The sequence below is a fragment of the Streptomyces sp. FXJ1.172 genome (assembly GCF_001636945.3).
Lineage (GTDB): Bacteria > Actinomycetota > Actinomycetes > Streptomycetales > Streptomycetaceae > Streptomyces.
In genome coordinates, this window is sequence record NZ_CP119133.2 from 5,932,720 (window position 1) to 5,946,404 (window position 13,685).

Here is a 13,685-nt window from a genome sequence, read left to right on the forward strand (position 1 = left end):
ACGGGGTCCGGGCCGGCGGCCGTACCCCGGCCCGGGATCTACGCCGCCTCGTCCAGCAACCTCAGCAGATGCTCCCGGCCGGCGCCGAGCAACTGCGCGAGCGGCGCGGCCGACGCGTACCACCGCTTCTCGTACTCCCAGCAGAGCCACCCGTCCCACCCGTGCCGGCACAGCACGTCCACGCACTCGGTGAGCGGGAGCACCCCCGAGCCCAGGGGCAGCGGCGTCGTGTCGTCGGCCGAGGCGATGTCCTTGAGCTGCACGTATCCCAGATGCGGGGCGAGGGCCGCGTAGCTCTCCGAGGGCTGCTCGCCGCCCAGCCAGGTGTGCATCACGTCCCACAGCGCGCCCACGTGGCCGTGCCCGACCGGGCCCAGCACGCGGATCGCGGCGGCGCCGGTGCGGTGCGAGTCGTGGGTCTCCAGCAGAACCCGTACCCCGAGCGCGGCGGCGTCCTCGGCGACGGTCCCGAGCCGCCGGGCGGCGATCGCGTCGGTCTCGGCGGCGGGCAGGGCCGGGTCGCCGCCCGGGAAGACCCGGACGAAGGACGCGCCCACGTCATGGGCCAGGTGAAGGAGCCGGCGCAGCTCGTCGAGCACCGGGGCGTCCTCGCCGGGCGCCGCCACGCGCGCGTACCCGGCGATGCTCAGGACCTCGATCCCGGCCGCCTTGAACTCGGCCGCCACGTCCGCCCGTTGGGACGCCCCGAGCCCCGGATGCACGGGCTCCTCCGGATGGGCGCGCAGCTCGACCCCGTGGTAGCCGTGCGCCGTGGCGAGCGCCAGTACCTCCGGCACCGGCAGACCGGGAACCCCGAGGGTGGAGAAGGCAAGCTTCATGGTCACGGACCCTACTCGTCACTCGCCGATGCGTACCCCCATCGTCGCTCACCCGGCCGGTGCAGATCCAGCCGCCGGCCCGGACGCGGCCGCCGGGGGTTTCCGGTGGACACCCGACGGTTGAAGACTTCAAGTAGGTTGAATTCTTTTGCCGGTTCTCCGCTTCGCGCCCTGGGCCTGCCTTTGACTTCCCCGCTGTCTCATCGTACGTTTAATCACGAACGTCACTTATATCCGAATAGAACCGGAAGTGACTGATCCGCCGCGGATCGCCATCGCGGGCGGCGGACCCTCCGCGCAGAGCTGCGCGCAGGCTCTGAAGCGCACGAGAGCGGCCTGGAAACGGCCGCCGGTAAGCAACCACACCCTCGGAGAGGGGCTCATCATGCGCGCGCACACCACCCGTATCAAGAGAGTGGCCATCGCAGTCTGCTCGGCTCCCATTCTGGCCCTGGCGGCCGGAGCCGGTGCCGCCAGCGCAGCCACCACCACTGCGGCTCCGGCCAATGTCGTCGCGTCCGACCACGGCGGTGGCGGCGGCTGGGGCTGGGGCGACGACCACGGCGGCGGCTGGGGCTGGGGAGACCACGGCGGCGGCGGCTGGGGTTGGGGAGACCACGGCGGCGGCGGCTGGGGCTGGGGCGACGGCTGGGGCGGCGGCGGCTGGGGCGACGGCGGCGGTTGGGGCTGCTGAACGCCGGCTGTGAAGCCACACCCCTGACAGTGAAAGGTGGATCCGGGTGCCCGGCCGATGGGCACCCGGATCCATATCAGTACCCGGATCGACCAGGACCACCCCGGACCGATCAGGATCCAGGGGATGCGGCGGCTGTGAAGGCGGTGACCGGATGAGGATCGTCTGCGTGGGCGGAGGCCCGGCCGGGCTGTACTTCTCGATCTCGGCGAAGCTGCGGGACGCCGGGCACGAGATCACGGTGATCGAGCGCGACCCGCCGGAGGCCACCTACGGCTGGGGCGTCGTGTACTGGGACGACCTGCTGGACATCCTGCACGGCAACGACCCCGAGAGCGCCCGGGCGGTGAGCGCCGGCTCCGTGCTCTGGCAGGCGCAGCAGATCCAGCTGCACGGCGCCCGGCACGACGGTACGGCGTACTTCGGGGGCTACGGCTACAGCATGGGCCGCGCGGCCCTGCTGGAGGCGCTGACCCGGCGCGCGAGGCAACTCGGCGTGGACGTACGGCACGGCGAGCGCCTGGCGGACCCGGCCGACCTGCCCGAGGCCGACCTGATCGTGGCCGCCGACGGGGCGAGCAGCCGCATCCGGCAGAGCCGCGCCGAGCACTTCGGCACGAAGACGGAGACCGGCCGCAATCCCTACATCTGGCTCGGTACGGACCAGCAGTTCGACAGCTTCGTCTTCTGCTTCGAGGAGACCGAGGCCGGCTGGATCTGGTTCCACGCCTACCCGTCGATCCGGGGCATCAGCACCTGCATCGTGGAGTGCTCCCCGCAGACCTGGCAGGGCCTGGGCCTGGACGCGATGGAGCCCGAGGAGGCCGTACCGCTGCTGGAGAAGATCTTCCACCGCGCGCTCGACGGGCACTCCCTGATCAGCAGCTCACGCGGGGCGCCGGCGCAGTGGCAGCGCTTCACGCACATCAGCAACAGGACGTGGGTGGACGGCAATGTGGTCCTGGCCGGCGACTCCGCGCACACCACCCACTTCACGCTCGGCTCCGGCACCCGGCTGGCGATGATCGACGCGATCGTGCTGGCCCACAGCCTCGCGCAGTACCCGGACCCCCGGGTCGCGCTGCGGGCGTACGACGAGCACCGCCGCGCGGAACTGCATCCCGTCCAGGCCGGAGCGCGTTCCAGCATGGCCTGGTTCGAGCAGCTCGACGACTACCTGGACCGTGACCCGGTCTCCTTCGCGTACGCCATGGCGGTCCGCACGGGCCGCGAGTCCCCCTGGCGCTACCAGGCCCACCTGGCCAACCAGATCCCGGTCGTGCGCAAAGCCCGGGTGGCCTACGACACGGGCCGCCGCTGGTACCGGGACCGCAGGAGGGGCGAGGCACCGCTGCCGCTGCTGGGCCGGTCCGTCACCCCGCGGTCCGTCACCCCGAGGTCCGGCACCCCGGGGTCCGTCACCCCGCGGTCCGTCACTCCGGGATCCGTCACCCCCGGGGCACCCCCGAAGACCCCCTGACCATCAACTCCCCCCGGACCGTCGCGATCCCGCCGGGGGGCGGCTCCTCCCGCCCCATGGCGATCCGCCCGGCCCTGGCCCCCGCCTCGGCCAACGGCAACCGCACGGTGGTCAGCGACGGCACCGCGTCGACGCTGAACGGCAGGTCGTCGAACCCGGCCACGGAGACGTCGTCAGGAATCCGCAGCCCCGACTCCCGCAGTGCCGCGCACGCCCCCAGCGCGACGGAGTCGTTCGCGGCGACGATCGCCGTGAGCCCGGAGTCCCGGCGCAGCAGTTCCAGCGTGGCCTCGTACCCGGACCGGCGGTCGTAGCGGCCGTACACCGTCCAGCGCGGGTCCTCCTCGATGCCCGCCGCGGCCAGCGCCGCCCGGTGGCCCTCCAGCCGGTGCCGGGTCGTCGTGCGCTCCTCGGGGCCGGCGATGTAGCCGAGGCGGCGGTGGCCGAGGCCGATCAGGTGCTCGGTCAGCCGGTGCGCGCCCCCGTGGTTGTCGAAGGCGAGGGCGACGGCCTCGGTCCCGGGGGCCGGCGGGCGCCCGCACAGCACCACCCGGGTCCCGGCCTCGGCCAGCTTGCGCAGCTTCGCCGCGACCGCCGCCGCGTGCGGCGCGTCCTCCACGGCACCGCCGGTCAGCACCACGGCCGCCGCCCGCTGCCGCTGCAGCAGGGTCAGATAGGTCAGCTCGCGCTCGGGGGAGCCCCCGGTGTTGCAGACGACCGCCAGCCGCTCGCCGCCCGCCCGGCCGCCCGGACCCCCGATCTCGGCCTGGATCGCGGACGCCATGATCCCGAAGAACGGGTCCGCGATGTCGTTCACCAGAATCCCGACCAGGTCGGACGTCGCCGCGGCCAGTGCGCTCGCCGGGCCGTTGAGGACGTAGTCCAGTTCGTCCACCGCCCGCAGCACCCGCTCGCGCGTGGAGGCGGCCACCGGGTAGTTGCCGTTCAGTACGCGCGACACCGTCGCGGGGGAGACCTGGGCGCGGGCCGCCACGTCCGCCAGGGTCACCGTCATGTCGTCGTCCTCCGGTCGCGCTTCGTGTCGTACGCCCTCGTAGACAGCCAGGTCCTGCTGCTGGTTCCGAGAAACCGTCGAGCAGACCTTAAAGCCATGGACCCGAGTTGTTCGCCCCCTCGAACAACTCGAAGGGGCAACGGTCTTGTACGGACCACTGTCCAGAGGCTAGTTTCTTGGTAATAGAAAGCGCTTGCTATACGTGTACCAGAGGGGACTGACGTGACACGCAAGACGGTGCGTATCGCCATGAACGGCGTGACCGGGCGCATGGGCTACCGCCAGCACCTCGTCCGGTCGATCCTCGCCCTGCGTGAGCAGGGCGGCCTCGGCCTCGGCGACGGCACCGTGCTGTGGCCGGAGCCGATCCTGCTCGGCCGCCGCGAGCACGCGCTCAGGGAGATCGCCGAACGGCACGGCCTGGAGCACGTCTCGACGGACATCGACGCGGTCCTCGCGGACGACAGCGTGGACATCTACTTCGACTCCCAGGTCACCTCCGCCCGCGAGGAGGCGGTCAAGAAGGCGATCGCCGCCGGGAAGCACGTCTACACCGAGAAGCCGACGGCGACGGGCCTCGCGGGAGCACTCGAACTGGCCCGCCTCGCGCACGCGAAGGGCATCCGGCACGGCGTCGTCCAGGACAAGATCTTCCTGCCGGGCCTGCTGAAGCTGAAGCGGCTCGTCGACGGCGGCTTCTTCGGCCGGATCCTGTCCGTCCGCGGCGAGTTCGGCTACTGGGTCTTCGAGGGCGACTGGCAGCCGGCCCAGCGCCCCTCCTGGAACTACCGCGCCGAGGACGGCGGAGGCATCGTCGTCGACATGTTCCCGCACTGGGAGTACGTCCTGCACGAGCTGTTCGGCCGCGTGACCTCCGTCCAGGCCCTCGCCACCACCCACATCCCGCAGCGCTGGGACGAGAGCGGAAAGCCCTACGACGCCACGGCGGACGACGCGGCCTACGGCATCTTCGAACTCGAAGGCGGCGCCGTCGCCCAGATCAACTCCTCCTGGGCCGTGCGCGTGGGCCGCGACGAACTGGTGGAGTTCCAGGTCGACGGCACCGAGGGCTCGGCGGTGGCCGGCCTGCGCAAGTGCCGCGCCCAGCACCGCTCCGCGACCCCCAAGCCGGTCTGGAACCCGGACCTCCCCGCCACCGAGGCTTTCCGTGACCAGTGGCAGGAAGTGCCGGACAACGGGGACTTCGGCAACGGCTTCAAGGCCCAGTGGGAGCTGTTCCTCAAGCACGTCTACGCCGACGCGCCGTACCACTGGGACCTGCTGGCCGGCGCCCGGGGCGTGCAGCTCGCCGAACTGGGCCTGAGGTCCTCCGCCGAGGGCCGCCGCATCGACGTACCGGAGATCGGGCTGTGACCATCCAACTCCCCTCCGCCGACGGCACGTTGCGGACGTACGAACCCCGGGCCGAGCCCCTGGCGGTGAGGCCGGGCACCCCCTTCACCTCCCGTACGGTGTTCTCGGCGGTGCACGTCGTGGCCGACCCGTTCGCCGACACGAGCCCCGGCTCACCCGCCGCCGTCGACTGGGACGCCACCCTCGCCTTCCGCCGCCACCTGTGGTCCCACGGACTCGGCGTCGCCGAGGCGATGGACACCGCCCAGCGCGGCATGGGCCTGGACTGGGCGGGCGCGGCCGAGCTGATTCGCCGCAGCGCCGCCGAGGCACGGTCGGTGGGCGGCCGGATCGCCTGCGGGGCCGGCACCGACCAGATCACGGGCGGCTCGCTGACGGAGATCCGCGCGGCCTACGAGGAACAGCTCGCGGTCGTCGAGGAGTCGGGCGCCCAGGCGATCCTGATGGCGTCGCGGGCCCTGGCCGCCGCCGCCCGTGGCCCCGAGGACTACCAGGAGATCTACGGCCACCTCCTGCGCCAGTGCGCCGAGCCGGTGATCCTGCACTGGCTGGGCCCGATGTTCGACCCGGCCCTGGAGGGCTACTGGGGCTCGGCCGGCCTGGACGCGGCGACCGAGATGTTCCTCCAGGTCATCGCCGCGCACCCGGAAAAGGTGGACGGCATCAAGGTGTCCCTGCTGGACGCGCGGCGGGAGATCGGCCTCCGCCGCCGGCTGCCGCCCGGCGTCCGCTGCTACACCGGCGACGACTTCCACTACCCCGAGCTGATCGAGGGCGACGACAAGGGGTTCAGCCACGCCCTGCTCGGCATCTTCGACCCGCTGGGCCCGCTGGCCGCGCAGGCGGTACGGGCCTTGGACACGGGCGATGCGACCGGCTTCCGGGGGCTGCTGGACCCGACGGTCGAGCTGTCCCGCCACCTCTTCCGGGCCCCGACCCGCTTCTACAAGACGGGCGTGGTCTTCCTGGCCTGGCTCGCGGGCCACCAGTCGCACTTCACGATGGTCGGCGGCCTCCAGTCGGCCCGGTCCCTGCCCCACCTGGCCCGCGCCTACGAACTGGCCGACGCCCTCGGCCTGTTCCCGGACCCGAAGCTCGCCGAGGAGCGGATGAAGAACCTGCTGTCGCTGTACGGGGTGACCTCATGACGGCCGATCTCTCGCGGTTCAGCATCAACCAGATGACGGTGAAGCAGCTGTCGCTGCCGGAACTGGCCGACGCCTGCGGCCGGCTGGGCGTGGGACACGTGGGCCTGTGGCGGGAACCGGTCCGGGAGTACGGCCTGGAGGCGACGGCGAAACTGATCCGCGGGGCGGGCCTGACGGTGACGACGCTGTGCCGCGGCGGCTTCCTCACGGCGATCGACCCCGGGGCCCGGGCGGTGGCGCTGGCGGACAACCGGCGGGCGGTCGAGGAGGCGGCCACGCTCGGCACGGACACCCTCGTCCTGGTCTCCGGCGGCCTCCCGCCCGGCAGCAAGGACCTGCGGGCGGCCCGCGAACGCGTCGCCGACGCCCTGGCCGAACTCGCCCCGTACGCCGGGGAGAACGGCGTACGCCTCGCCATCGAGCCCCTGCACCCCATGTACGCCTCCGACCGCTGTGTCGTCTCGACCCTGGCCCAGGCCCTGGACCTGGCCGAGCGCTTCCCCGCGCCCCAGGTCGGCGTGACCGTGGACACGTACCACATCTGGTGGGACGACCAGGCGCCCGCGCAGATCGCCCGGGCGGGCGCGGGCGGCCGTATCCACACCTTCCAGCTGGCCGACTGGACGACCCCGCTCCCCGAGGGCGTCCTCAACGGCCGGGGCCAGATCGGCGACGGCGCGATCGACATGCGCGAGTGGCGGGGCCACGTGGAGGCGGCCGGCTACACCGGCCCGATCGAGGTCGAACTCTTCAACGAGGAGCTGTGGGCCCGGGACGGCCGGGAGGTGCTGGCGCAGACGGTGGAGCGTTTCCACAGCGCGTTCCTGTGACCGCTAGTGCTGTGGCCGGAAAGGTTTGCCGGAAAGCTCGCGGCGTCCGGTGCGGTGCATCGCAAGGCGGAGCATCGCCCGTGTACTGGATGTACTCGGGTGATGCGGCAACGCGGCGAGGTGCCGTGCCGGGCGTCGCGAGCCGGTGAACCGTTCCGGTCGCAGCACTAGGGGCCTGCCCGGCCGTCGGTCCGGGTGAGCCCCTCGTCATGTCACCTGTTCAGAAGAACACCCCGCACCGCAGCAGCACATTCGCGTACGGCCGCGCCTCCCCGGTGCGGACCACCAGCCGGGCGCCCGCCGACAGCTCCTTGAGCCGCTCGTGCGGGACCAGCTCCAGGTCCTGGAAGTGGCCCTCCAGCAGTGCCCGGCCCGGGCCGCGCAGCTCCTGCGCCGCGGTCGCGCCCTCCACCACCAGCTCGGCCAGCAGACCCTCCAGCACCTGCGCGAACGACGGCACCCCGGCCCGGAACGCCAGGTCCACCACGCGTGGCCCGGCCGGGATCGGCATGCCCGCGTCGCACACCAGCACCCCGTCGCCATGCCCCAGCTCGGCGAGCGCACCGGCCAGATGACGGTTGAGGATCCCCGCCTTCTTCACAGCGCGTCGACCTCCTGCGCCGTCGGATACGACTCCTGCGCACCCCGCCTGGTCACGGCCGCCGCGCCGACCCGGGCCGCGTAGGCCGACGCCTCGGCGGGAGAGGACCCCGACCCGAGCCCGAAGGCCAGCGCGGCGGTGAAGGCATCACCCGCGCCCGTGGTGTCCACCGTGTCCACCTTCACCGGCTCCACCCGCGTCACCCCCGACGCGTCGCACACCAGCGCCCCCTGCGCGCCCAGCGTCACCACCACCGAGCGCGGCCCCTTGGCCAGCAGCAGCTTCGCCCAGTCCGCGGGCTCCTCGCTCACGCCCGCCTCGCCCAGGATCACCCGCGCCTCGTGCTCGTTGACGATCAGCGGATCACAGGCGGCCAGCACCTCGGTGGGCAGCGGCCGGGGCGGTGACGGGTTCAGGACGAAGCGGCTGTCCGGGGGCAGCTGCCGTACCACCTCCACGACCGTCTCCAGCGGGATCTCCAGCTGCGCCGACACCACCCGGGAGGCGTGGAAGAGGCTGCCCGCCGCGCGGACGTCCGCCGGGGTGAGCCGGGCGTTGGCGCCCGGGGAGACCACGATGCTGTTGTCCCCGGACGGGTCGACGGTGATCAGCGCCACCCCGGTCGGCGCCCCGCCCACCAGCACGCCGACCGTGTCGACGCCCGCCGCGCGCAGGGAGCCGAGGAGCAGCCGGCCGTGGGTGTCGTCACCGACCCGGGCCAGCAGGGCCGTTGCCGCGCCGAGCCGGGCGGCGGCGACGGCCTGGTTGGCGCCCTTGCCGCCCGGGTGGACGGCCAGGTCACCGCCGAGCACCGTCTCGCCGGCGGCCGGCCGCCGCTCGACGTCGATCACCAGGTCGGCGTTGGCCGACCCCACGACCAACAGGTCGTAGTCGTACATCAGTTGACTCCCCTTGCTCCCCGTGACTCCCTGACCCGGCCCGGGGCGGACGGCCGCCACCCGGAACACCCGAGGTGCCCATGGTGTACGGCCGCCCGCCCGGACCGCCCGTCGTCAGCCGCTGAATCCGGCCACGTTGTCCTTCGTGACCACCTTCACCGGCACCTTCACCGTCGGATCCACCTTCTTGCCCTGCACGGCCTTCAGCGCGTTGTCCACGGCGATCCTTCCCAGCTGCGTCGGCTGCTGGGCGACCGACGCGTACAGCGTGCCGCCCTTGACCGCCGTCAGCCCGTCCGGGGTGCCGTCGAAGCCGACCACCTGGACGGACCTGCCGGCCTTGGAGCCGAGCGCCTTGATCGCGCCGAGCGCCATCTCGTCGTTGGCGGCGATCACGCCCTGCACGTCCGGGTGGGCCTGGAGCAGGTTCGACATCACGTCGAGGCCCTTGGTCCGGTCGAAGTCGGCGGGCTGCTGGGCCAGTACCTGGATGCCCGGGTAGGCCTTCAGGCCGTCCGCGAAGCCCTGCGCCCGCTCCCGGGCCGCCGAGGTGCCCGCCTGGCCCTGGAGGATGACGATCTTGCCCTTGCCGCCGAGCTTCTCGGCGATGGTCTTCGCGGCCAGCTCTCCGCCGGCCACGTTGTCGGACGCCACCAGGGTGTTCACGCCGGCCTTGTTGACGCCCCGGTCGACGGCGACCACCGGGATCTTCGCCTTGTCGGCGGCCTTGACCGAGTTGCTCGCCGCGTCCGAGTCCACCGGGTTGACGATGATCGCGCCCAGGCTCGAACTGGTGAAGTTCTGCAGCTGGTTGGCCTGCTGAGAGGCGTCGTTCTGGGCGTCGGTGACGGTCAGGTCCACGCCCAGCTTCCTCGCCTCGGCCTGGGCACCGGCCCGGATCTGCACGAAGAAGGGGTTGTTGAGGGTCGACAGCGACAGGCCCATGCGCGCCTTCGCCGAGGACGACGAACCGGTGTGCAGGAAGGAGGTCGCGCCGACGACCGCCACGGTGACGACGGCCGCGAGGGCGTACGTCGCCGTCTGCTTCCCCCTGCCGCCCGGCGCGCCGCCCGTGGTCACCGGGGTCGCTCCGGCCTTGCGGCGCACGGTGTCCAGCAGCACCGCCAGCGCGATGACGACACCGATCACGACCTGCTGCCAGAACGCCGACACCGACAGGAGGTTGAGGCCGTTCCTGAGCACCGCGAGGATCAGCGCGCCGATCAGCGTGCCGGACGCCTTGCCGGTACCGCCCGCGAGCGAGGCACCGCCGATCACGACCGCGGCGATCGCGTCCAGCTCGTAGCCGTCGGCGGCCTGCGGTTGCGCCGAGGACAGCCGGGAGGCCAGCACGATGCCGGCGACGGCCGCGAACACACCGGACAGCGCGTAGATGGCGAGCTTCTGCCGCGTCACCCGCAGCCCGGAGAGCCGCGCGGCCTCCTCGTTGCCGCCGATGGCGTACATCGAGCGGCCGATGTAGGTCCGGCCGAGCACGAGGGCCGCGATCAGCCCCATCACGACCATCACCAGCACGGGCACCGGCAGCCAGCCGCCGAGCGTGTCACCGAGGTGCGAGACCGAGCCGGGGAAGGCGATGGGGGAGCCCTGCGAGATCACCAGGGCCAGACCACGGCCCACCGACAGCATCGCCAGCGTCGCGATGAACGGCGGCAGCTTGCCGTAGGCGATGAGGAAACCGTTCACCAGGCCGGCCACGACACCCGTGGCGAGGCCGAGCAGCACCGCGAGCGCCACCGGCACCCCGTGCTGTGTGGCGCTCCAGGCCAGCACGGTCGCCGACAGCGCGGCCACGGACCCGACCGACAGGTCGATGCCCGCCGAGACGATCACGAAGGTCACACCGAAGGCGAGGATCGCGGTCACGGCCGCCTGGACACCGATGTTGAGCAGGTTGTCGGTCGTCAGGAAGTCACCGGACAGTGCCGACAGGGCGATGACCAAGGCGATCAGCGCGGTGAGCGCGCCGTTGTCGAGGAGCAGCCGGCGCAGGCCGCCGGGGGCGCCGCTCGCGCCCGCCCGGCTCTTGAGCGTGTCAGTGGCCACGGCTGGCCTCCTTCTCGGTGGTGGGGGTGGAGACGGCGAGGGACATCACCGCGTCCTGGGTGGCCTCGCCGGCGGCGAGTTCACCGGCGATCCGGCCCTGGGCCATGACCAGCACCCGGTCGCTCATGCCGAGGACCTCCGGCAGGTCGCTGGAGATCATGAGCACGGCGGCGCCGGCGGCGGTCAGCTCGTTGACCAGCTGGTAGATCTCGACCTTGGCGCCGACGTCGATCCCGCGCGTCGGCTCGTCCAGGATCAGCACCTTGGTGTCGGCCAGCAGCCACTTGCCGATGACGACCTTCTGCTGGTTGCCGCCGGACAGCGTCCGCACGTGCTGCCCGAGGCCCGCCATCCGCACGCCCAGCTGCCCGGCGATCCGCTCGGCGGCCGCATGCTGCGCCCTGCGGTCGACCAGCCCGGCCCGGGTGGCGGCCCGCATGGTCACGAGGCCGAGGTTCTCCTCGACGGAGGCGTCCAGCACGAGCCCCTGACCCTTGCGGTCCTCGGGCACGAGCCCGATGCCGGCGGCCATGGCGGCGTTCACGTCATGCCGCTTCAGCTCGCTCCCGGAGACCTTCACGACCCCGCCGTCGTACGGATCGGCCCCGAACACGGCCCGTACGACCTCGGTCCGCCCGGCCCCGACGAGCCCGGCGATCCCGACCACCTCACCTGCGTGCACCTCGAAGCTCACGTCGTGGAAGACCCCGTCCCGGGTGAGCCCCTCGACGGACAGCAACGCCGCTCCCCGGTCCGGCCGTTGCCGCGGGTACTGCTGCTCGATGGACCGTCCGACCATGAGCCGTACGAGTTCGTCCTCGGACGTGGCGGCGGGCACCTGCCCGACGCTCCTGCCGTCCCGGATGACGGTGACCCGGTCACCGAGGGCGGCGATCTCCTCCAGGTGATGGGTGATGAAGACGATCCCGACGCCGTCCTCGCGCAGCGAGCGCACGATGGCGAAGAGCTTCTCCACCTCCTCGGAGGTGAGCACCGCGGTCGGCTCGTCCATGATGAGCACGCGCGCGTCCAGGCTGAGCGCCTTGGCGATCTCGACCATCTGCAGCCGGGCGATGCCGAGTTCGCGCACACGCGCGCGTGGAGACACGTTGACGCCCACGCGCGCGAGGAGCCTCTCGGCGTCGGCCTCCATCTTCTTCCGGTCGATCAGCCCGAGGCGCCGCGGCTGTCGGCCGAGGAAGATGTTCTCGGCGACGGTCAGATCCGGAACGAGGTTGAACTCCTGGTAGATGGTGGCGATTCCGAGCCGTTCGGCGTCCTGCGCACCATGGATGCGCACTTCCCGGCCGCCGGCCAGGATCCGTCCGTCATCGGGCGTATGGGCGCCGGAGAGCATCTTGATGAGCGTGCTCTTGCCGGCGCCGTTCTCACCGAGCAGCACATGGACCTCGCCCCGGCGCAGATCGAAGTCGACGCCGTCGAGCGCGACCACGCCGGGGAAGGTCTTGCGTATGCCCTCGATGCGCAGCAACTCGTCCGGGTTGCTCACGACGTGCTCCTTTGCACTGGGGAGGGGGACTGCAGGGGGGATGGGGCGGGTGGCTCGCCGCACGAGCGGCGTGCGACGAGCCGGGCGGGCAGGGTGACGGACCGGGGGGTCCGGCCCTCGATGCGGTCGACCAGGGCTCGTACGGCCGCCCGCCCCAGCTCACCGGTCGGCTGGGCGATCGCGGTGACGGGCGGATCGGTGTGCACGAACCACGGGATGTCGTCGAACGCCGCCAGCGCGATGTCGTCCGGCACGCGCAGCCCGCGCGCGCGTACGGCGTCCAGGGCACCGAGCGCCATGAGGTTGTCGGCGGCGAAGACGACCTCGGGCGGTTCCGGCAGATCCAGGAACCCCTCGGTGACCCGCCGCCCGCTCTCGGCCTGGAAGTCGCCCTGGCCTATGTAGGCGTCGGGCAGCGAGAGCCCGTGTGCGGCCAGGGCGGCCCGGAAGGCCTCGACCCGCTCGCTGCCGGTCGTGGTGGCGGCGGGCCCGGCGATGATGGCGAGCCGGCGGTGCCCGAGCGCGTGCAGGTGGGCGACCAGATCCCGTACGGCGGCCCGCCCGTCGGCCCGTACGACGGGCACGTCCACGCCGGGGATCCACCGGTCGACGAACACCATGGGGGTCCCGGCCCGGGCGGCATCGAGCATGAGCGGCGACCCCCCGTCGGTGGGGGACACGAGCAGCCCGTCGATCCGCCGGTCGAGCAGGTTCCGTACGTGATGGTCCTGCAAGTCGGGCCGCTCGTCGGCGTTGCCGATGATCACGCTGTACCCGAGCGCCCGGGCCTCCTCCTCGACGGAACGGGCCAGCTCGGTGAAGTAGGGGTTCAGCACGTCGCTGATCACGAGCCCGAGGGTGTGGGTCTGGTCGGTGCGCAGGGACCGCGCGACGGCGTTCGGCCGGTACCCCAGCTCCGTGACGGCCGCCAGCACGCGCGTGCGTGCGTCGGCACTGACCGACGGGTGCTCGTTCAGGACGCGCGACACCGTGGCCACGGACACTCCGGCCGCGGCGGCGACATCCTTGATACTCGCCATCGCCCGGCTCACCTCCTCGTGGGACCTCTGGGCGGAACGGCCGTGTAATCGTTTCCACGCCGTTGTGCAGAAAGGATTGGAAACGATTACATGAACGGATGCAAGAGGTTGAAGGTTGACCGAAATCTAATCGTGACCGGCGGGGCGGGGAGGGAGACGCGTCCGCCCCCGCCTGCTCCAGCGGAAGA

The 13,685-nt window shown here is 72.2% G+C and carries 12 protein-coding genes; 5 read left to right on the forward strand and 7 right to left on the reverse strand.

The window, feature by feature from the left end; all coding sequences use genetic code 11:
• Positions 1-38: 38 nt before the first annotated feature.
• Entirely contained in the window at positions 39-839 is an 801-nt protein-coding gene (locus tag A6P39_RS26560) for a sugar phosphate isomerase/epimerase family protein (protein ID WP_067052261.1), read from the reverse strand.
• A 385-nt stretch (positions 840-1,224) separates the two neighbouring features.
• Between A6P39_RS26560 and A6P39_RS26565 the strand changes: the two genes are divergently transcribed.
• On the forward strand, positions 1,225-1,533 hold the full coding sequence (locus A6P39_RS26565; protein ID WP_067052213.1) for a hypothetical protein: 309 nt from the start codon (positions 1,225-1,227) through the stop codon (positions 1,531-1,533).
• A gap of 154 nt (positions 1,534-1,687) precedes the next feature.
• Positions 1,688-3,013, forward strand: a complete 1,326-nt coding sequence (locus A6P39_RS26570) for an FAD-dependent monooxygenase (RefSeq protein WP_067052211.1) — start codon at positions 1,688-1,690, stop codon at positions 3,011-3,013.
• Here the strand turns inward: A6P39_RS26570 and A6P39_RS26575 are convergent.
• Positions 2,982-4,028, reverse strand: coding sequence for a LacI family DNA-binding transcriptional regulator (locus A6P39_RS26575; RefSeq protein WP_067052209.1), 1,047 nt, complete (start codon positions 4,026-4,028; stop codon positions 2,982-2,984). The two genes, A6P39_RS26570 and A6P39_RS26575, sit on opposite strands and share 32 nt — an antisense overlap.
• Positions 4,029-4,250: 222 nt before the next feature.
• Between A6P39_RS26575 and A6P39_RS26580 the strand changes: the two genes are divergently transcribed.
• The 3 genes from A6P39_RS26580 to A6P39_RS26590 are packed head-to-tail and all read left to right on the forward strand — an operon-like array spanning position 4,251 to position 7,380.
• A complete protein-coding gene (locus tag A6P39_RS26580; protein WP_067052207.1) occupies positions 4,251-5,402 on the forward strand; it encodes a Gfo/Idh/MocA family protein in 1,152 nt (383 codons plus the stop codon).
• Positions 5,399-6,550, forward strand: coding sequence for a dihydrodipicolinate synthase family protein (locus tag A6P39_RS26585; RefSeq protein WP_067052205.1), 1,152 nt, complete (start codon positions 5,399-5,401; stop codon positions 6,548-6,550). Before A6P39_RS26580 ends, A6P39_RS26585 begins: the two co-directional genes overlap by 4 nt.
• Entirely contained in the window at positions 6,547-7,380 is an 834-nt protein-coding gene (locus tag A6P39_RS26590; RefSeq protein WP_067052203.1) for a sugar phosphate isomerase/epimerase family protein, read from the forward strand. The genes A6P39_RS26585 and A6P39_RS26590 overlap by 4 nt, the downstream gene beginning before the upstream one ends.
• A 220-nt stretch (positions 7,381-7,600) precedes the next feature.
• On the opposite strand, the gene rbsD is transcribed toward A6P39_RS26590, so the two are convergent.
• The 5 genes from rbsD to A6P39_RS26615 form a co-directional block, all read right to left on the reverse strand.
• Positions 7,601-7,981: a D-ribose pyranase gene (gene rbsD, locus A6P39_RS26595; RefSeq protein ID WP_067052201.1), complete on the reverse strand. Its 381-nt coding sequence runs from the start codon at positions 7,979-7,981 to the stop codon at positions 7,601-7,603.
• Positions 7,978-8,880 carry a ribokinase gene (locus A6P39_RS26600; RefSeq protein WP_067052199.1) on the reverse strand — a complete coding sequence of 301 codons (903 nt, stop codon included), beginning with the start codon at positions 8,878-8,880 and terminating at the stop codon, positions 7,978-7,980. The genes rbsD and A6P39_RS26600 overlap by 4 nt, the downstream gene beginning before the upstream one ends.
• Before the next feature lie 114 nt (positions 8,881-8,994).
• Positions 8,995-10,947 (reverse strand): ABC transporter permease/substrate-binding protein, encoded by a 1,953-nt coding sequence (locus tag A6P39_RS26605; RefSeq protein WP_067052197.1) that lies wholly within the window; start codon positions 10,945-10,947, stop codon positions 8,995-8,997.
• Positions 10,937-12,457, reverse strand: coding sequence for a sugar ABC transporter ATP-binding protein (locus A6P39_RS26610; protein ID WP_067052195.1), 1,521 nt, complete (start codon positions 12,455-12,457; stop codon positions 10,937-10,939). The genes A6P39_RS26605 and A6P39_RS26610 overlap by 11 nt, the downstream gene beginning before the upstream one ends.
• A complete protein-coding gene (locus tag A6P39_RS26615; RefSeq protein ID WP_067052193.1) occupies positions 12,454-13,497 on the reverse strand; it encodes a LacI family DNA-binding transcriptional regulator in 1,044 nt (347 codons plus the stop codon). The genes A6P39_RS26610 and A6P39_RS26615 overlap by 4 nt, the downstream gene beginning before the upstream one ends.
• Positions 13,498-13,685: the final 188 nt, after the last annotated feature.